Genomic DNA, 20,052 nt, shown 5'->3' with positions numbered 1-20,052 from the left:
AAATAACCACGAACAGAGTTCGTGGTTATTTTATCTTTATTATGTGTTCAAACACAGCACGTTTTAGCGCACAAGCTGAGCTTGTTTCATGACCGGCGTTTCAACTATCAATTCTCCCATACCGCGTACGAGCTTCTTCGCGTGTACAGTTTCTGGTTTTAGTACGGATACCATGTAATCAATGGCAAGCTGTGGGTCCACTGTCTCGCCACATGTGTAGCAATCAAGTGCCGCGAAGCCTTTCTCAGGATACGTGTGAATCGAGAGATGGCTCTCTGATAACAGTACTAATACTGTCGCTCCTTGTGGTTCGAATTGCTTCGATTGTACAGACATCACTGTTGCGCCGCAAGCCTCGGCAGCCTCCACCATTTGTGCTTGTAGCCATTCTGCGCTGTTAAGAAGTGCAAAGTCTACACCCCAAGTATCTACAGCAACGTGTCTTCCGAAAGTTGAATATTCCATCTTCCGGTTCCCCCTTCCTAGGAATAAAATGTGTTAAAAATTTCATCCGCTAGGACCTACGTCATTCACTTCTCTTCGAGGGAGTAATCTCTCGCAACATTACATGTCCTGAGTGAATCCTGGTTCCTATATTGTTGTCAACGACAATAAAAATACCATCTCTTGCGAAGAAATGCAATAGTTTTTTTTGATCCCCCAATACATACCATATGTGAGCATTTATCCCTTGGTACCATTATATCCGCACATAAAAATAAGGACGCCCTTATCGGAACGCCCTTTATCTTATCTTACTATTTATACTTCAAGAACAAACAAACGGTTGGTCAGTCGCTTCAGTCTTCCATCAATTTCATGTTGAACGACGGGATCTTTCATCTCATTTCTCATATCAAGTAAATGATTAATCTGACTGTTAATCATAGAAATTTCTTCTTCAACCAATTGTTGGTTGAACAAACGTTCTAATTGACCAAGCGTATCTTTGTGCTCATAAATTAATTTTTGTACACCATTCTTCACTTCAACAATCCGGACAACGGATCCGCCTTCATAGTGATACACCATCGTGTAACCCGTATAAATTCGATTTACAATCGCATCCCCTTTAAATTGACAGAGAACTTTGCGCATCACATTCGCAATTCGCACGTCATAAATACGAGACGAACCTTTACACTCATAAATCCCAGCTTTCTTCTCAAAAGAAAGTAAAATTTCTTGCCCGTTATCATCTTCAAAACCAACTTCTTGATTACCGTTTTCTAGCACGTGAACATGAAGCTTCACGCCTTGCTCAGCAAAAGCATCAATAAATTTTGACAATTCGACTTCCGTTACATGCAGGCAGGCTTTGACAAATTCAGTCGCTAACCTTATCGCCATGGAAAATCCCTCAATTCTTTTTGTTCAAGCAATGTTTGTAACCTTGTATATTATTATACTACAACAAAAGGTAATATTCCTGTGTCATCCGCTAGTAAAATCAGGCTAAAATAAGGAAAAATCGCTTTGAGACGGTTTTCTAAAGCTTTTTCCCTATAAAAACGCTGTTTCTTTATGAATGTTCTGGGAATCCCTTATTAAAACAAAAACACGTCGCTCAAACTGGCGGCATAGGGCCGCAGTGAACGACGTGTTCAAAAGAATCAAACTGTGTTTTTATTACTCAACAATTGGAGCTTCTGGTGCAGCTTCTAGTGTTGGATATCCGATGCTTTGCTCGATTAGATTCCATAACTCATCTTTGCCTAGACCTAGCTCAGAAGAGAAGAGCAGTGGACCTTGACTTGGCGTCATACCGAGTGTCTCACGAATGATCTTGGCATGCTTTTGCCATTGACTCTTCGGCACTTTATCCGCTTTTGTCGCAACTACAAGCATAGGCTTATCAAAATGCTGCAGCCACTCAAACATCGCTTGATCATCTTTGGACGGCGGGTGACGTAAATCAACAAGCTGAAGAACAAGTTTAAGCTCTTCTCGACTTACTAAATATTGCTCAATAAAACGTCCCCAGCGCTCGCGCTCAGTCTTGGAAACCTTTGCATATCCATAACCTGGAAGGTCAACAAAATGTAAATCATTATTAATGCGATAATAGTTCAAAGTCTGCGTTTTCCCCGGTTGGGAGCTTGTCCTAGCTAAGTTTTTGCGGCTAATCATACGGTTAATAAGTGAAGATTTCCCGACATTTGAACGCCCTGCCAGAGCAACCTCTGGCAAAGCGTCTTCTGGATATTGGCTAGGCTGAACGGCAGAAATAACAAATTCAGCTGTGTTTACTTTCATCGTTTACTCGCTTCCTTTTATACGTTCCTCATCTCTTCTAGTGATGGATGTGCGAGGATTCGTTATCTGTCTGAGACACCGATTCATTCGGGATCACAAACGATTTGGTCAGTGCATGTTCTAATACTTCATCCATATGTGCAACCGGTACGAATGTGAGTTCCTGTCGTACACTCTCAGGAATGTCCTCTAGGTCCTTCTCATTATCTTTCGGGATAATAATCTTCGTAAATCCTGCACGATGCGCAGCGAGCGACTTCTCCTTAAGACCACCTATCGGAAGTACTCTACCGCGAAGTGTAATCTCACCTGTCATCGCAACATTGCTGGAAGCCGGGATATTAGCGAGCGCAGAAATGAGCGCAGTTACCATTGTAATACCTGCAGAAGGTCCATCTTTAGGAATTGCCCCTTCTGGGATGTGAATATGGATATCATTTTTCTCATGGAAATCAGTTGGGATACCAAAATGCTCAGCACGTGATCGGGCATACGAGAATGCAGCTTGCGCAGATTCTTTCATGACATCGCCCAGCTGTCCAGTTAACGTTAGCTTGCCGTTACCTGGCATTACGGTCACTTCAATGACTAACGTGACACCGCCTACTTCAGTCCACGCAAGACCTGTTACAGTCCCAACTTGATCCTCCTCATCGGCTTTACGATAACTATATTTAAGCGGACCAAGTAAGTCTTTCAAGTTGCTTGTCTGTACATGTACAATTTGCGATGGATCGGTCACAATTTGCTTCGCAGCTTTCCGGCACAATGCCGCTAACTGCTGTTCCAAATTACGCACACCCGCTTCACGCGTATATTCACGAATGACTTTAACTAATGCCTCATCATCTACAATAAGCTGATGCTCTTGCAGTCCATGATCTTTCATCTGCTTCGGAAGCAAATACTTGCGTGCAATTTGCTCTTTCTCAAGCTCTGTGTAGCCCGGAATATGAAGCATTTCCATCCGATCTAATAAGGGTCTGGGAATGTTATGAACTACGTTTGCCGTAGTAATGAACATGACATTCGAAAGATCAAAGGGTAATTCGATATAGTGATCGCTAAATGTATTATTCTGTTCTGGATCAAGTACTTCGAGTAAGGCAGCACCTGGGTCGCCGCGGAAATCCATCGCCATTTTATCGATCTCATCAAGTAAGAATACCGGATTACTTACACCCGCAGTCTTCATCCCTTGAATCACACGTCCCGGCATTGCACCTACATACGTGCGTCTATGTCCACGAATCTCTGCTTCATCCCGCACACCACCAAGCGACATCCGAACAAACTCACGTCCCATTGATTTTGCAATCGATCTGGCTATGGATGTTTTACCAACCCCTGGAGGCCCGACTAAGCACAAAATGGGTCCTTTTAGTTTGTTCACTAATTTCTGAACGGCTAAGTATTCCAGCACCCGCTCTTTCGGCTTATCTAGCGCATAGTGCTCTTCATTTAGTATTTGCTCGGCTTTTACAATATCCAGAATATCTTCTGTTTTATCGCCCCAAGGAATGGATAAGAGCCAATCAATATAATTACGAATAACGCTGCCTTCAGCAGAAGTTATTGGCATTTTCTCCAGACGATCAATTTCTTTCTCGATCTTCTCCTGGACGTTCTCCGGAACTTCTTTTTCCGCTAACTGTGCACGAAGCTCTTCAATTTCACCCGCTCGGCCTTCTTTCTCTCCAAGCTCCTTCTGAATCGCCTTCATTTGCTCGCGTAGATAGTATTCCTTTTGCGTTTTCTCCATTTGTTTCTTTACGCGCTGGTTAATTTTCCGCTCAAGCTCCAGCACTTCGCGTTCATTATTGAGTATCTCGAGCAACTTTTCTAGACGCAAACGCACATCAATCGTCTCAAGAATGTCCTGCTTATCTTTTATTTTTAGCGATAAATGAGAACAGATTACGTCCGCCAAACGACCGGGTTCATTAATATCAGAAACCGCAGCAAGTGTTTCAGGTGTAACCTTTTTTGACAAATTAATGTAATGCTCAAATTGGGCAAGAATCGTACGCATGAGCGCATCCATCTCAGGATCGTTGATCTCCTGCTCAGGAAGTTCTTTGACAGACACCTCATAGTACTCTTCATTACCTACATATTCCAAAATTTCTGCACGAAGCACACCCTCCACAAGGACGCGAATCGTTCCATTCGGTAGTTTGAGCATTTGTCTTATCTTGGAAATAGTTCCAATTCGATAAATGTCTTCGCGAGTCGGCTCTTCGATACTGAGCTCTGATTGTGAACATAGCAAAATCATGCCTTCATCAATCATTGCCTTCTCTAATGCTTTAATCGACTTTTCTCGGCCAACATCCAAATGCAGCACCATGCTGGGATATACTAACAGTCCCCGCAAAGGCAACAAGGGCAACCGACTCACCTTATTTTTGTTAGCCCCCATCATTGACGCACCTCCACTGTCTTTTCCCATTGACTGTAGCTAACATTGTATCAAAATGTACCACAAAACTCCAATCTATCCTCCAGTTAGGACTCTAACTGAAGTGGAAAATCCGAATGTATCAGGTTCGTTAGTGGAAGTTCAGCATCTTCCTCTTGTGAAATAACCGCATGACCTGCCATTTCGAAACTTTCAATTCCGAGAGCTTCTTTCAGTACATCCTCAACCGAATCTACTGCAATGACGGTGGCACCTGGCAAATCCGTGAACATTTCCTGCCAGTTCTCTTTCGGAATAAGCACTTTTGTTACACCTGCCTGTAAAGCTGCTTCCACCTTAGCAACAACCCCGCCAATCGGCTTCACTTTTCCATGAATACTAACTTCACCTGTCATCGCTAAGCGGTTATCCACAGGGATTTGCAGCATCGCAGATACGATTGCAGTAGCCATCGATATTCCTGCGGATGGGCCGTCGATCGGTACCCCACCTGGGAAGTTGATATGCAAGTCATAACCACTGGAGTCATAGCCGAATCTTTTGAGTACAGTTAGTACATTTTCAACAGAACCTCTCGCCATACTTTTACGACGAATCGTTCTAGAACCGCCGCCCATTTCTTCCTCATCTACAACACCTGTGATCGTAAATTTACCCACTTGATTACTATGAACGGGTACGGCTGTTACTTCAATTTCAAGCAATGTTCCCTGGTTAGGCCCATACACAGCAAGACCATTTACAAAACCTACTTGTGGCGTTAAAGGTACTTTCCGCTCTGGTCTTGGTGGAATTTGCGAGGAATTTACAACCCATTCCACATCAGCAGCTGAGATGCTTGCTTGGCCTTCCGTCAAAGCAATACCAGCTGCAAGTTGTACGATATTGACGGCTTCACGGCCATTGGTTGCGTATTTTTTAATTACATTAATTGCAGCTTGGTTCTCAGGCAACCCAATTTTACGAAGCGCATTTTCAGCAATTTCACCAATCTCCTCTGGAAGCAATGGGCGAAAAAAGATCTCCATGCACCGTGATCGAATCGCAGGTGGAATTTCCGTGGACATCCGCGTTGTTGCACCCACTAAACGAAAATCAGCGGGTAATCCATTTTGGAAAATATCATGTATGTAATTCGGAATGTTAGCGTCCTCCGAATTGTAATAAGCACTTTCCAAATATACTTTGCGGTCTTCCAATACTTTTAATAACTTATTCATCTGGATTGAATGTAATTCGCCTATTTCGTCAATAAACAAGATACCGCCATGCGCTTTCGTCACTGCACCTGGCTTCGGCTGCGGGATTCCGGCAGCGCCCATTGCACCTGCACCTTGATAAATCGGATCGTGCACAGAACCAATTAATGGGTCCGCGATTCCACGTTCATCAAATCTAGCGGTAGTCGCATCAATTTCAGTAAACTTCGCTTCTGCCCCAAATGGAGATAAGCTGTTTTTCTTGGCTTCTTCTAAAACAACCCTTGCTGCGGCTGTTTTACCAACCCCTGGCGGCCCATAAATAATGACATGTTGTGGATTTGCCCCACAAAGCGCGGCTTTAAGCGCACGAAGGCCTTCCTTTTGCCCAACAATGTCATTCATGGTTTGTGGTCTCGTCTTCTCTGCTAAAGGCTTGGACAATGTAATGGAGCGCATCTTGCGAAGCTTATCCATCTCTTTCTTCGATTCTCTATCAACTGCTGTTCGATTCGTCTGTTGATTGCGCAGCATGTTCCAAAAATAAAGTCCAATGATGATCGCAAAAAAGAATTGTACCAGCATCACAATTACACTTAATCCGTTCATAACTTACCTCCCAAGGCTTTTTGAAAAAAAATCTAATACTCGGTAGTATTACCCTGGAAACTAACGAATAATCAACAAAAATGTTCTTGCTTCACAAATGAATGTAAATGACTGAAATGTGTGAGGATAAAGGGGAATGCGAATGACACTTCCATTTGCAAATTTATGACCGGGAGGACGGAAACTCATTTGAAATTTACTTTAAATTTGGCTTTCGCACGGGTTATTAGTGTGCTTCTTATACTTTCAATAGCCATCATTCCACTTCAACCTGCACTTGCGGTCCCCCTATCTTCGGATACAGATGTCATTATTGATGTGGGACATGGCGGCATAGATGGCGGAACCACTTTCGGTACTTTATATGAAAAAGACATTAACTTGATTATCGCCAATAAGTTGTTCCGCGAGTTGTCCAAGCGAGGACTTGCTGTCATTGTAGATCGAACGGGAGACCACTCGCTAAGTGATCATAATCAATGGTTAAAAAACCCCTCTCGTCATAAACGTGATCTCGCACAGCGAAAGCAGCTCGCTAATGACTTGCATCCCAAGTTGATGGTATCTTTGCATGTAAACTGGTCCAAACGCCCTTTCCATCATGGGCCACTCGTGATGCACCAGAATACGGAACTAAGTGTTTATTTAGCTGAAATGATCCAAAACTCAATGAATCGCTTGTTCCAAACAAGAAAGCTTACCATACACGGCAAACCGTTTTATCTACTCAATCATACAACATGTCCCACGGTCATTGTGGAGATGGGATATATCTCCAATCCGGAGGATCGTAACCGACTTACGACGACAAAAGGGCAGGATGCCATCACCAAGTCAATAGCAGAAGGAATAATGGAATTTTTAGCAATGCTTGAAACATACCAAAAAGCCGACGAAGCTAATTAGGCTCACGTCGGCTTTATTTTTCCGCTTAGTGTTTACGACCTGGAATTTGACCCGTCTCTTCGTAAACTTTCACGATGATATCAATTTCTTTTTTCAGCTCTTGCAAAAGTTCAGCCTCAGGTACCTTGCGGATCATTTCTCCGTATCTGAACAGCATCCCTTCGCCGCGAGCACCTGCGATACCAATATCCGCTTCACGTGCTTCTCCGGGGCCGTTTACCGCACAGCCAAGAACCGATACTTTAATCGGCACTTTGATCTTGGAAATGTACTCTTCTACCTCATTGGCAATCGAGAACAGATCAATATCCAGTCGACCACAAGTTGGGCAAGATACAAGCGTTGCTGCGTTCGTAATCAAACCGAACGTTTTGAGCAATTCACGTGCTACTTTAATCTCTTCCACAGGATCGGCACTTAAGGAAATACGAAGAGTCGAACCAAGACCCATGTTCAGCAAAGTTCCGATTCCTGCCGCACTTTTTACTGCGCCCGTAAACAACGTTCCTGCTTCCGTAATCCCTAAGTGCAGGGGATAATTAAATGCTTGCGCTGCTTTGGAGTATGCTTCAATCGCCATGGGAACATCCGAAGCTTTGAGTGACACGATAATATCGTGGAAATCAAGCTCTTCCAAAATCCCAATGTGATACAATGCACTCTCCACCATCGCATCAGCAGTCGGATACCCATACTTGTCCAACAAATGACTCTCAAGTGAGCCCGCATTCACACCGATACGAATCGGAATGCCGCGTTCTTTACATGCTTTAACTACCGCTTCAACTTTCTCACGGCGACCAATATTACCTGGATTAATACGTACTTTATCAATCCCATTCTCAATCGCAGAAAGGGCTAATCGATAGTCAAAGTGTATATCTGCAACAAGAGGAATCGAAATTTGCTTCTTAATTTCTTTGATCGCTTCTGCTGCTTCCTTATTGTTAACTGTCACGCGGACGATTTGACAACCCGCTTCTTCCAAACGATGAATTTCAGCCACCGTGGCTTTAACATCTGCTGTCTTCGTCGTACACATACTTTGCATAATAACTTCGTTGCTTCCGCCGATCGTTAAATTCCCCACACGGACGGGACGGGTATCTTTTCTATGGAACATAAGCGCTGCTCTCTCCCATACGCCAAACATCCTCCTCTCCGGCACGGCCCAAGCAAGATCAATGATCATCGATTGATTAGGGGCCGCAATCCAGATTGGAGGCTGTTTGTGTTAATTTATTGTCAGCACATCAACTTTACGTTTATGCACTTTCTTCTTTCTTTTTCGAAGGCTTACCTTCTTTTGTCGTCAGCACAGGCGCAAGCTTGTTCTGAATAGCATCTTGCGTAACGGTGCAGTTGGACACGTCTGTACGAGATGGTACGTCGAACATCACGTCAAGCATAATACTTTCGATGATTGCACGAAGCCCCCTTGCTCCTGTATTACGCTTAATCGCTTCTTTTGCAATGGCTTCAAGCGCTTCCTGATTGAAATCAAGCTTCACATTATCCATCTCAAGCAGCTTTTGATACTGTTTCACAAGCGCATTCTTCGGTTCAGACAGAATACGAACGAGTGCAGCTTCATCCAGCGGCTCAAGTGATGAGATCACAGGCAGACGACCTACGAACTCCGGAATTAAACCGAATTTCAATAGATCTTCTGGCAATACCATCGACAAGTATTCGCCTGGTTTCAAATCGACTTTTGTTCCATCGGTCGAGAAACCAATCACTTTTTTACCAATACGACGTTTAATAATTTGCTCTAGACCATCAAATGCTCCACCGCAAATAAACAAAATGTTCGTTGTATCGATTTGGATAAATTCTTGATGTGGATGCTTACGTCCACCTTGTGGTGGCACAGAAGCTACTGTACCTTCAAGGATTTTAAGCAGGGCTTGTTGAACCCCTTCACCAGACACATCACGTGTAATAGAAGGGTTCTCTGATTTGCGAGCCACTTTATCGATCTCATCGATATAAATGATGCCGCGCTCAGCCTTTTCCACATCATAATCCGCAGCTTGGATTAATTTAAGCAAGATGTTCTCGACATCTTCCCCTACATAACCCGCTTCTGTTAAGGAAGTCGCATCTGCAATTGCAAAAGGTACATTGAGAATCTTCGCAAGGGTTTGTGCAAGAAGCGTTTTACCACTACCCGTAGGACCTACGAGCAAGATATTACTCTTCTGCAATTCCACTTCCTCGGATTTGTTCTGGTGGGAATTGATCCGTTTATAATGATTATAAACAGCAACCGAAAGCGATTTCTTCGCTTGGTCTTGACCAATCACATACTGACCAAGAATATCACAAATCTCTTTTGGTTTCGGAATATCCTTCAGATCAAGTTCTTCTTCGTGTCCGAGTTCTTCTTCTACAATTTCTGTGCACAATTCAATACACTCGTCGCATATGTAGACGCCTGGACCCGCTACAAGTTTACGCACTTGTTCTTGTGATTTACCGCAAAATGAGCATTTGAGCTGCCCTTTTTCATCGTTAAACTTAAACATTCTATCACTCCTTTTTATATCAGGTCGTTTCGAGTGATAACTTCATCGATTAAACCATAAGCTTTTGCTTCTTCAGCGCTCATAAAATTATCTCGATCCGTATCACGTTCGATTTTATCGTACGGTTGACCAGTATGGTGAACATAAATTTCATTCAGCTTCTTCTTCGTATGCAAAATCCAATCCGCATGGATTTTGATATCTGTCGCCTGACCGCGAACACCGCCTAGCGGTTGGTGAATCATTACTTCCGAGTTCGGAAGTGCAAAACGCTTGCCTTTTGCTCCAGCCGTAAGCAGAATTGAGCCCATACTTGCTGCCATTCCTACGCAAATCGTGGATACATCGGGTTTGATGAACTGCATTGTATCGTATATGCCGAGTCCTGCTGTAACAGAACCACCCGGAGAGTTGATATATAAGTGAATATCTTTCTCTGAATCCTGTGCTTGCAAAAAGAGAAGCTGGGCGATGACCAGGTTAGCTACATCATCATCAATAGCACTTCCGATGAAAACAATTCGGTCTTTCAGCAGACGTGAATAAATGTCATACGACCTTTCTCCACGCGCTTCTTGCTCAACAACCATTGGAATAAGATTCATGGTATCAACTCCTCAGAATGCAAATTTTTAATTTTGAAACAACATGCAAGTATATTTTAACACGTTTGCGAATCAAAGTCATATTCGCCCTAAAACGAACATGCGTCCGCTTTTCTTCTTCTGTGGGTGCTTTTTTGGGTAAAACAAAGGCACGCTTCATAAAACTACGTGCCTTGTATACCTATTTAAGCATTCTTGATGTTGCTTACTAAGAACTCAACCGTTTTGCGAAGCGCTAAATCTTCTTTCATACCTTCCAAAGAACCGTTAGCTTCGAAGATTTCACGAACTTCATCAGCAGATTTCTTGAACTGCTCAGCCACTTTCGTGATTTCTGCATCAACATCAGCATCAGATGCTTCAATTTTTTCTGCAGCTCCGATTGCTTCAAGAACCAAATTGTTACGAACACGAGTTAATGCGTCGTCATTCATTTGCTCTTTCAAAGCAGCTTCGTTTTGACCGGAGAATTGGTAGTAAAGATCTAAGTTCAAGCCTTGTGAGCTTAGACGTCTTTCGAATTCTTTAAGCATTTGCACAAGCTCAGTTTCGATCATTGCAGCTGGAATTTCAACTTCTGCATTCGCAGATGCCTTAGCTACTACGTCTACTTCTTTCTTCACTTCTGCATCTTTTGCTTTCTTTTCTTCAAGACGAGTCTTGATGTCAGCTTTGTACTCATCAAGAGTATCAAATTCACTTACATCTTTTGCGAACTCATCGTCAAGTGCTGGCAAGTTTTTACGCTTCAACTCGTGAAGTGTTACTTTGAACACAGCCTCTTTACCTTTAAGTTCTTCTGCTTGGTATTCTTCAGGGAACGTTACGTTAACGTCTTTCGTCTCACCAATCGCCATACCAACCACTTGATCTTCAAAGCCTGGAATGAAGGAACCTGAACCAAGTTCTAGGGAATACTTCTCAGCTTTGCCGCCTTCGAATGCTTCGTTGTTAACGAAACCTTCAAAGTCGATTACAGTGATGTCGCCGTTTTCAGCTGCGCCTTCTTCAACAACTGCTAGCTCAGCATGACGTTGTTGTTGACGATTCAACTCTTCTTGAATTTCTTCGTCAGTTACGTTTACGTCAGCAGCTTCGATTTCAAGACCTTTGTAATCACCCAAAGTAACTTCTGGTTTCACAGTTACTTTTGCTTTGAATTTCAAAGTTTGACCTTTACCGAATTGCTCAACGTCAACTTCAGGACGATCAACAGGTGTAATTCCTGCTTCTTCGACTGCTTGTACATAAGCTTCAGGCAAAATGATATCTAAAGCGTCTTGGTATAAGCTCTCGATGCCGAATTTCTTTTCGAACATTGCACGAGGTACTTTTCCTTTACGGAAACCAGGTACGTTTACTTTAGCTACGACTTTTTTAAATGCCTTGTCCAATGCGTCGGATACGCGATCCTCGTTAACTTCAACTTCAAGAACGCCAACGTTCTTCTCTATTTTTTCCCAGCTTGCTTTCATTTTATGCTTTCCCCTCCAAAAATGTACACATACTTGTATTTTCACGTTCAGGCAGGCAAAAAACGTTAAAAGAATCTTTTATCCGCCATTATAACCACCTTATTATAACATAAAACATCTTCTTTTCAAGGTGATCGATTAGGAGTGAGGTGGAAATTGTTCGGTAAAAAATTGGCCCAGTGCGCACCTGATACGCTGCCATTCCGCTTCATACTTCACATCAATCTCATTTCGGTCGTACCCAACCACTGTCTCAGGTAGTTTAAATATATGCTCTTGTAACACATCTTGCAGTGCACTAGCCCACAGATGGATGTCAGATTCCGGTACTTGCGACATCTCCGTATACAACTCTGTACCGTAAGCGAAAGCTGAAAATTCACATTCGATCTGTGTTGAGAAAAGTGCTAAATCAGGATACTTTTCTTCACATGTCTCACGTAGATGGCGAAAAATGTCACGAATCGCTTGCGGCATATCTTCTGAGTCAAGTGGAGTATCTTCTATTCGAAGATGTACGCTACCTACGAGTTTGGGAAGATGTATTTCATCTTGAACTCCCCAATGTTTCAAAGCTTGAAGTCCTCTGAACTGGAGTAAAGGATGACGTACTTCAGCAGTAAGCCAGTTCATGAGAATATGGGGCGCATCTGGATGATCGACAAACGGAAGCTTTTCCAATGCAATTAACTGTTCTTGTGGCGAGTGAGACTCCAAGAACGTAGCAAGTAAATTGTCGACATATCCATGATCTTGCTGAATACGTGTATCAATCGCTTGTCGATGCATCTCTTCTTCTGTCGGTTCATCTTCTTCGATTGCAGTTATTTGTTCAAAATCGTCTGTATGAAGCGGAGCAAACATCACTTCAGGGAACATGGTTTGCAGCCATACCAACAGCATTTCCCACTCTTCCCGCTTTGCTCGCTCTACGTTTGAGAATTGTAACAAGTGAGACAGTAAGCCTGCAGCCTGCTCATATCGTTCCATTTTAAAATAAGAAGCCAACTGATCTTCGTAATACTTCACTGTCTGAGGCAGCATTACAACATTAGGATGAGCCAGCTCATCTCGTTCTATCATGACTTTACACCTCACTATCAAAATCCACTGCAGACAAGTGTAACGGATACGTGAGTGGAAAGCAAAAGTAACTGTATGAAATTACCATGAATATCGTATTGACTTCTATTATTTTTGTATGATATTATTAATCTCGCTTCACAAGAACAGCACGTAAGCTTAAAGTGAAGATTACTTGTCTCAGTAGCTCAGCTGGATAGAGCAACGCCCTTCTAAGGCGTGGGTCGGGGGTTCGAATCCCTCCTGGGACGTTAATAGGTCAAACTTGAACAAGTTTGGTCAAAACCAAAACGCTGAAAATCCTTTATAAGGGGTTTCAGCGTTTTTTATACGTTTATAAAATTAAAAGGAGATTTCGATACATGGACTATATGGTGTTTGAGTCAATTAATAATCTCTCTGAGACATTCTCTTTTCTAAACCCATTCATGAAATTCCTAGCAGGTGGTGCTGAGTACTTATTTTATGCTGCAGTAATTATCTATTGGTTTACACGTACTGTTAAAAATCGGAGAATGATATTCATTGCTGTCATATCTGCAGCGGTTGCACTAGCCATCAGTATGCTACTGGGTGACATTTTTTATCGTGACCGCCCTTTCGTTACACATCAAGTCTTTCAATTAGTTCCGCATGCAATGAATGCTTCTTTTCCAAGTGACCATGCAACTGCATCATTCGCAATCGCAACGTCCATTTGGTTATTCCGAAGAAAAGAAGGTCGTGTGTGGTTAATTCTAGCAGCAGCAATATCCTTTTCGCGTGTTTGGGTAGGTGTTCACTATCCTCTTGATGTGATCTGCGGAATGCTTAATGGAGTTTTATGTGTTCTAATCGTCACTCTTATTTTCGCAGCTTGGTTACCAGCCCAGAAGTTCATGGGAACCATTTTTAAAATCTACAACAACATCGAACAATCGATTTGGGCAAAAAAAGGATAATAAAATATTAATTAGCAATGCAGCTTTCTTCACAGAAGGCTGATTTTTTGTGAAAAGAGGAAGTTTTAATGACAAAAAGTTATGTTCATCATTTGTGTATACAAACCAATTCATATATAGAAACATTGAGATTTTACACGGAAGGACTAGGTTTTAAGTTAGTACATGAGTCACCTGATTTCCATGGTCGTAGTTTTAACACATGGATACAATTAGGGGAATTTTACATTGAACTGCAAACTGGAAAACACAATGAAATACTTGGTGATGGAAATACAAATAATCAAGGCCTAGCCCATTTTTGTTTATGGGTTGAGGATTTAAATGCAGAGGTAACTCGTCTACGGGAGTTAGGCACCGAATTCTTATTGAAGAACTCTGAATACATTTATCACGTTGAGAACGGTTCCTTATGCAAAGTAAAAGCTCCAGAAGGTACTATTGTCGAACTTCGTGACAACAAAGGCATTTGAATGCCATGGAATAATAAAGAAATCAACCTAGCCAATCAAACGTCACGCTAGGTTGATTTCTTTTATTTTTTATCCATAACAATTGTACGCTTGGAACGCTCCATCGCTTCATTACATAACGGACACGTCTTCTCCTTCGGGGCATGCTTCAACGAAGTAATGCGCATCCAGCCACGGCAGCCCATCTTCGTGCATTCCCATGTAGGGAACGTTTCCTGCTCCTGTGTGGCTTTTAGCTTGGCCGCTTCATCCTTCTTCTTGAAACCATACGGCTCCATGAAAAACCGCGAAACTTCAACCTGATCTCCCCTATAATACGAAGGCGAGCTAATATACACCTCTTGCATCGCTCGTGTAACGGCAACATAGGCGAGGCGCCGTTCTTCTTCAATCGCAGCAGCAACTTTCTCTGGACCCTTTTTATCCGAAATCATATCTTTACGTCCGTCTGCATCCAACGCCGAACTGTGCGGTAAAATCGATTCTGACGCTCCAATCACATATACGACGGGAAACTCCAAGCCTTTTGCTTTATGAATGGTGAGCAGTGATAACGCATCTGATGTTGGGTCTTTGCGCAGCTGCTCCATTTGGCTATTTTTCTGAATAACATGATCGATAAATGCGACATATTCAGCAACCGTATCAAAACGTTTGGCTGAAGCTTCGATCTCAGAGAGCGTTTCTTTCACCATTTCTTTATGCAAGGTTAACTGCTGACGCTCACTAGCATCCAAGAATGCATCATACGTGCGTCTTATTTCTTGAATCGCTAACAAGGGCTTCATATCTTTCAACTTGTCTATCATACGTAGACGCCCGGCTAGCTGCTGCTGTTGGAATGATTTCAAATCGGGAAGCTTGAGCAGATGATGTAAAGGTTTCTCAAGGGGTTCCTTCAAATCTTGTGCATAAATAAAAGTCAGCGACTTTTCACGATTGAGATATAAAGATGGGATAATGCCTTCCATAGCAGTCTGAAGCTTGGCATTTAAAGATAATCGCAAGTAGTCAATAATAGGCTTCACAATCGATTGTTCATAAAAACTGACGCCCATGGAAAATGACATAAATGGGATTTCATCCATGACTAATTGTTCAAAAATAGCCCGACTGCTGCTTATTGTACGATGCAGGATGGCAAAATCTCGAAAGTTCCTTTTTCCCTGCTGCACTTCATGTTTAATCTTGTTCACAATCATCATCGCTTCATCATCAGTTGTACTAGGCCGCAGGAAATAGGGCTGATGCTCACCTGTCTTTGTCGCTTGAAGCGTCTTTACTTTACGCATCTGATTGAAGCGAATCACTTCATTACCGAGCCCTACAATGCTATTCGTGGAACGATAATTCACATCAAGTAAGATTACTTTAGCCTTGGGAAATACCTGATCAAAATTTAGAATGATCGATCCATCTGCCCCATTAAAGGTGAAAATCGTCTGGTCATCATCTCCAACGACGAATAAGTTTTGACGTGTACCTGCCAGCATCTTAACCAACTCATACTGGATCGGGTTCGTATCCTGCCATTCATCAACCATAATATAACGGAAACGCTCTTGGAGTGACCATAGTAAATTCGGGGAACGCTGCAGTAACAAGTAAGCTTCCAGCAGCATATCATCAAAGTCCATATAATAATTATCCCGCTTCCAAGCCTCGTATTGACGGAAGACTTCTTTCTGCTCCTTCTCAGCAGGCGACTTGTTGGGCAAATCCTCTATGGCCATCATATTACTCTTATAAGATGAAAGTAAGGATAATAGCGTCTCGGGTTCGTATGCGTCGTGCAGGTTCATTTTTCGTAAAATAATCTTAATAATCGTCTGACGGTGATTCTCACTACTCATAATCTTCTGGTCGAAGCCTTCGCTTCTTAAAATGCGATAAAAAATCGAATGAAACGTGCCTGTTACGACATCGCGCGCCATCCGTGAAGTCAACCCGGGCAGTAACGAAATGCGCTGCTTCATCTCTTCCGCTGCTTTACTTGTAAATGTGACGAGCAGTATGTTATTCGGGTTCACATGTCCCATTGTAATGAGGTATCCAGCTCTTGAAGTAAGAACAGAAGTCTTCCCACTGCCAGCTCCTGCTACAATTAAGGCCGGTCCTTCTACATGCCGCACAGCTTCAATTTGCGGTTTATTCAATTTAATATTTCGCTCTTCTAAAGAACGAAAGTAAAAAGCATCGCTGTCCTGCTCAGGGACAAGATCAATGCTTGTTAATGTGCTTGCTATTGAAGCATTCGGAATGCTTTCTTTCATCGTACCTTCGGGTCTTGTAAACATAGGTATTAAGGCTGTCATGTCGCTATCTCCTGATTCACTTTCGGCAAAATATGTACCTATCAGTGTAGAGCATCTTGATCCATTTGACAAAGTTTCGCCGAAAGTTTATCCCGAATCATCCGTTATCGCTGTACAAACTCTTTCTTTTGTTGGTGCAAGAAAAATTGAACAATAGCAACAGAAACCACGAAGAACACGAGTACACTTGAAATAATCCAAGGAGATTGGCGGTACTTATATATGCCATAAGCAATCATAGCCGACCATTCACCTGTTTTTGTTATGACCAATGAAATACCATCATCAATAATCAACATTTCACCGCCACCTAAAAAGACTCCAAGTACAGCTAACTGTCCCATCAAAAACAAGACTTGTACATAATCAGCTAAGAAAGCAAACAATACTTCCGAACGTATACTTGGGAAAATATGCTTCCAAATACGTCGGAAAATGGATGCGCCTAATAAGGAAGATGCCGTGACAAATAGCTTCTCATTCCAATAACGGGAACGCTCGGCAAACTGCTGGGCAATTGGGAACAGCCCAATAAAAATAACCGCAAGGATAAAAATTGCATTAAATATGTATTGATTCAGGTGATCCGTTGGGATCCCATACGCGACTTCCAAACCATAGAAAAGCGCAAGCAATCCAGGAAACACGAATACGATAGGAGGCACCGCCGATGTTACCCATTGCAGGGATGATAGTAATGAGCGAAATCTTCCTGTCGCCCCTACATACATTCCAATTGGAAGCGCAAGCAGAAAACGGCCTAGTGTAATAATAAAAGCAATTCCGAGCGTATATCGCATTCCATTAAGAAGCAGACTTAAAATGTCGTAACCCCGCTGATCCGTACCTAACATGAAATTATGATCTGGTGCAAGTGGTGGTGAAATCTTTTTCAGAACAGATGCTGGATTGGGATTATCAATCCAATAAATTTTGGCATCTGCTTCAATACTATGCGGTTTAAACAATGGCCCTACAATAGCTAGTAAGACGAGAAAGATCATCAATGCCCACGATAGCAAATATAAAAAGCGACGATTACGCACTTACACTCACCTCTTTCGTAGAAACCACAAGCATCTTACGTAAAAGAGAGTATACCCCTTGCAAAATCAAGGCAAAAAGGGCAAGGATCATGCAGGTTAATGGCAATGTGGTAAACGATCTGGTCAAATAACCTCCAATTCCAGAGATATGACATAAAACTTCAGCAATAATCATACTTCCAATTGCAACCGTTGTAGCTCGGGGCAGGATCGTTAACAAATCTTCCATAACATTACGAAATGCATGTGTAATTACAATTCGTTGTTGAGAAAAGCCTTTGGCAATCGCCGTTCGAATATAAGGTTCTGCCATTTCACGTTGAAGCGCTAGGCGAAGAGATCCATAAATCAATACACCAGGTACGATCATAATCGTCATAAATGGGATAAAAAATGGAATCTCATTATTAAGCTGTACGATGAGAATAAGTCGCTTGGAAGTGAATTGGCTAATAAAGATTGCGAACAGAATAATTAATGTATTAATAAAAAAATCAGGTATCGTAAGCAAAACACGTTGAATCAAATCACACACTCTACCGAGAGCACGATTCATCGTCGCAATTAAGGAAAAACATATCGCACCAACAATTGCAAGTAGAAAACCGGGAATAAAATAGGAAGCTGAATTTTTGAGAACCGACGGAAGAATGTCTAGGAAAGGCTTCTTCCCACCTGACGGCATGTAATAATAACCAAAATCACCTTTTGCATATTTACTTAGCATGCCGCTAATATTTTCAAAATATTTCGAAAATGAATACGATGGGTTACCTGGAAGTGTATTAATTTCGACTACACCCGGTACTTTTTGAATCTTTTTAACGGTCGAGATTAAATTTTCTGTCGTTACTCCTAATATCCCCTTCTCATTGTCTAGAACTTTAACACCGGGATACAATTTCACCAGATCTTCAAAATTGTCAATTATCCGCTTATCCACAAAGACTTGAATACGCTCAGACGGCTTACTTGAAATTCCATACTGTAGGTTACTTAATAAAAAAATAAAGATGAAAGCAAATAAGACCGAACATACGGTGACGATCATTTTCTTCAAATCCATTACTCCTTCTCTACCATCATTTATGAGTAAATTATAGCTTTCTTTCAAAAGAATCGCTATATATTGACAGAAATTTTAGAATATTATAAGTGATATTTTTATCTAATCCTAAGGTGTTTTTAAGCTAACCTCCTTATACTGACGATGTTAGGCAAATGATTGCGATCTTAAGGAGGAGTATGACATGAAAAAAAAAATTAAAATGCTTGGAGCTGCTGTTCTTCTCGCAACTATGGTACCGATCAGCGCTAATGCAGCAGATGTTGGTACAGCTAGCAAGACCCCCAGCGTACATAAAGAAGACGCAGGCGTAAACCACCGTATGCATGATAAACGGGGAGATAATATTGGTTTTTCCAGTAAAGATATCCAAGAAGAGCTTGTTAAATTGCTAAAACTCGATGCGAAGACATTAAAATCAAAATTAGCTCAAGGTGAGACATTGAAGCAAATCGCGGAGCAGCAAGGGGTCTCTCAAGATGATCTGAAGAAAGCACTCATCGATGCTAACAATCAAATGTTGGAGAAAGCTAAATCGAAGTTCGCGAACTCCGTCGATAAAATTATCAGTGAAAAGCATCCAAATAAAGAGGCACACAAATCCGCAATTCACATGAATTCCACAGAAATCGCAAAATTGCTTGGCCTAAGTGAAGCTGATCTAAAACAGGCTTTGAAGTCAGGAAAATCATTAGCTGATCTGGCGAAGGAAAAAAATGTCGATGTACAAAAATTAATTGATGTACAAGTCACTGCACTCATGAAAAATGTAGAGAAGCAAGTTCAAGATGGCAAAATCACAAAAGAGCAGGCCGACAAACGCAAAGCTTCTTTCACACAAATGGTAACGAAAATGATGGATGGTAAAGGCAACAAAGAACTTCATAATTTGAAAAAATAACTTACTATCAAAAAAGAGGCACTCTCTCAGGTCATAAAGATGACCTTGGAGATTGCCTCTTTCTTTCGTTCACAATAATTAGTAATTATTACGACTACCCTCAGATGGTTTTTGCTGTCCAGGCATCTTTGCATTTTTAGCAATGACCTCATCAGCAAATTCAGCATCGTGAGCATACTTATTCCCTTTATTTTTCTTAAACTTTTGTGCCATCTATTCCCCCT

General features: G+C 41.9%; 18 protein-coding genes and 1 tRNA gene. 5 read left to right on the top strand and 14 right to left on the bottom strand.

Features of this window, described 5'->3' with window-relative positions; translation table 11 throughout:
• Positions 1-63: 63 nt before the first annotated feature.
• From speD to lonB, 5 genes are all read right to left on the bottom strand, one after another.
• Positions 64-465, bottom strand: a complete 402-nt coding sequence (speD, locus tag ACSBOP_RS05540; RefSeq protein ID WP_442603439.1) for an adenosylmethionine decarboxylase — start codon at positions 463-465, stop codon at positions 64-66.
• Between the two features lie 297 nt (positions 466-762).
• Positions 763-1,350 (bottom strand): non-ribosomal peptide synthetase module, encoded by a 588-nt coding sequence (locus tag ACSBOP_RS05535; protein WP_442603438.1) that lies wholly within the window; start codon positions 1,348-1,350, stop codon positions 763-765.
• A 279-nt stretch (positions 1,351-1,629) separates the two neighbouring features.
• Entirely contained in the window at positions 1,630-2,256 is a 627-nt protein-coding gene (gene yihA, locus ACSBOP_RS05530; protein ID WP_442603437.1) for a ribosome biogenesis GTP-binding protein YihA/YsxC, read from the bottom strand.
• 37 nt (positions 2,257-2,293) lie between these two features.
• Positions 2,294-4,678 carry an endopeptidase La gene (gene lon / locus ACSBOP_RS05525; RefSeq protein ID WP_442604391.1) on the bottom strand — a complete coding sequence of 795 codons (2,385 nt, stop codon included), beginning with the start codon at positions 4,676-4,678 and terminating at the stop codon, positions 2,294-2,296.
• An 86-nt stretch (positions 4,679-4,764) separates the two neighbouring features.
• Positions 4,765-6,486, bottom strand: a complete 1,722-nt coding sequence (lonB, locus tag ACSBOP_RS05520; protein ID WP_442603436.1) for an ATP-dependent protease LonB — start codon at positions 6,484-6,486, stop codon at positions 4,765-4,767.
• A gap of 189 nt (positions 6,487-6,675) precedes the next feature.
• On the opposite strand from lonB, the gene ACSBOP_RS05515 reads away from it, so the two are divergent.
• On the top strand, positions 6,676-7,392 hold the full coding sequence (locus ACSBOP_RS05515; protein ID WP_442603435.1) for an N-acetylmuramoyl-L-alanine amidase: 717 nt from the start codon (positions 6,676-6,678) through the stop codon (positions 7,390-7,392).
• 25 nt (positions 7,393-7,417) lie between these two features.
• On the opposite strand, the gene ispG is transcribed toward ACSBOP_RS05515, so the two are convergent.
• The 5 genes from ispG to ACSBOP_RS05490 form a co-directional block, all read right to left on the bottom strand.
• Entirely contained in the window at positions 7,418-8,515 is a 1,098-nt protein-coding gene (ispG, locus tag ACSBOP_RS05510) for a flavodoxin-dependent (E)-4-hydroxy-3-methylbut-2-enyl-diphosphate synthase (RefSeq protein WP_442604390.1), read from the bottom strand.
• Positions 8,516-8,657: 142 nt separating this feature from the next.
• A complete protein-coding gene (clpX, locus tag ACSBOP_RS05505; RefSeq protein WP_442603434.1) occupies positions 8,658-9,923 on the bottom strand; it encodes an ATP-dependent protease ATP-binding subunit ClpX in 1,266 nt (421 codons plus the stop codon).
• Positions 9,924-9,937: 14 nt separating this feature from the next.
• A complete protein-coding gene (clpP, locus tag ACSBOP_RS05500) occupies positions 9,938-10,528 on the bottom strand; it encodes an ATP-dependent Clp endopeptidase proteolytic subunit ClpP (RefSeq protein WP_442603433.1) in 591 nt (196 codons plus the stop codon).
• A 185-nt stretch (positions 10,529-10,713) separates the two neighbouring features.
• On the bottom strand, positions 10,714-12,003 hold the full coding sequence (tig, locus tag ACSBOP_RS05495) for a trigger factor (protein WP_442603432.1): 1,290 nt from the start codon (positions 12,001-12,003) through the stop codon (positions 10,714-10,716).
• A 138-nt stretch (positions 12,004-12,141) separates the two neighbouring features.
• Positions 12,142-13,086 (bottom strand): hypothetical protein, encoded by a 945-nt coding sequence (locus ACSBOP_RS05490; protein ID WP_442603431.1) that lies wholly within the window; start codon positions 13,084-13,086, stop codon positions 12,142-12,144.
• 177 nt (positions 13,087-13,263) lie between these two features.
• Between ACSBOP_RS05490 and ACSBOP_RS05485 the strand changes: the two genes are divergently transcribed.
• The 3 genes from ACSBOP_RS05485 (at position 13,264) to ACSBOP_RS05475 (ending at position 14,500) form a co-directional block, all read left to right on the top strand.
• Positions 13,264-13,337 (top strand) — tRNA-Arg (locus tag ACSBOP_RS05485).
• Between the two features lie 111 nt (positions 13,338-13,448).
• Positions 13,449-14,027, top strand: a complete 579-nt coding sequence (locus ACSBOP_RS05480; RefSeq protein ID WP_442603430.1) for an undecaprenyl-diphosphatase — start codon at positions 13,449-13,451, stop codon at positions 14,025-14,027.
• 68 nt (positions 14,028-14,095) lie between these two features.
• Entirely contained in the window at positions 14,096-14,500 is a 405-nt protein-coding gene (locus ACSBOP_RS05475; protein ID WP_442603429.1) for a VOC family protein, read from the top strand.
• A 62-nt stretch (positions 14,501-14,562) separates the two neighbouring features.
• On the opposite strand, the gene ACSBOP_RS05470 is transcribed toward ACSBOP_RS05475, so the two are convergent.
• From ACSBOP_RS05470 to ACSBOP_RS05460, 3 genes are all read right to left on the bottom strand, one after another.
• Entirely contained in the window at positions 14,563-16,815 is a 2,253-nt protein-coding gene (locus ACSBOP_RS05470) for a UvrD-helicase domain-containing protein (RefSeq protein ID WP_442603428.1), read from the bottom strand.
• A gap of 104 nt (positions 16,816-16,919) precedes the next feature.
• Positions 16,920-17,861 carry a hypothetical protein gene (locus ACSBOP_RS05465; protein ID WP_442603427.1) on the bottom strand — a complete coding sequence of 314 codons (942 nt, stop codon included), beginning with the start codon at positions 17,859-17,861 and terminating at the stop codon, positions 16,920-16,922.
• Positions 17,854-18,912 carry an ABC transporter permease subunit gene (locus tag ACSBOP_RS05460; RefSeq protein WP_442604389.1) on the bottom strand — a complete coding sequence of 353 codons (1,059 nt, stop codon included), beginning with the start codon at positions 18,910-18,912 and terminating at the stop codon, positions 17,854-17,856. The genes ACSBOP_RS05465 and ACSBOP_RS05460 overlap by 8 nt, the downstream gene beginning before the upstream one ends.
• 199 nt (positions 18,913-19,111) lie before the next feature.
• On the opposite strand from ACSBOP_RS05460, the gene ACSBOP_RS05455 reads away from it, so the two are divergent.
• Entirely contained in the window at positions 19,112-19,828 is a 717-nt protein-coding gene (locus ACSBOP_RS05455; RefSeq protein WP_442603426.1) for a LysM peptidoglycan-binding domain-containing protein, read from the top strand.
• A gap of 78 nt (positions 19,829-19,906) precedes the next feature.
• Here ACSBOP_RS05455 and ACSBOP_RS05450 read toward each other — a convergent pair whose 3' ends face one another.
• Complete coding sequence (locus tag ACSBOP_RS05450) at positions 19,907-20,041, bottom strand: hypothetical protein (protein WP_442603425.1); 135 nt, start codon at positions 20,039-20,041, stop codon at positions 19,907-19,909.
• Positions 20,042-20,052 lie beyond the last annotated feature (11 nt).

It is taken from the genome of Paenibacillus sp. KN14-4R (assembly GCF_052180255.1).
In the GTDB taxonomy this organism is placed as follows: domain Bacteria; phylum Bacillota; class Bacilli; order Paenibacillales; family NBRC-103111; genus Paenibacillus_AM.
The sequence above is the reverse complement of the archived record's forward strand: the minus strand, read 5'-3'. Positions and strand labels throughout refer to the sequence as shown.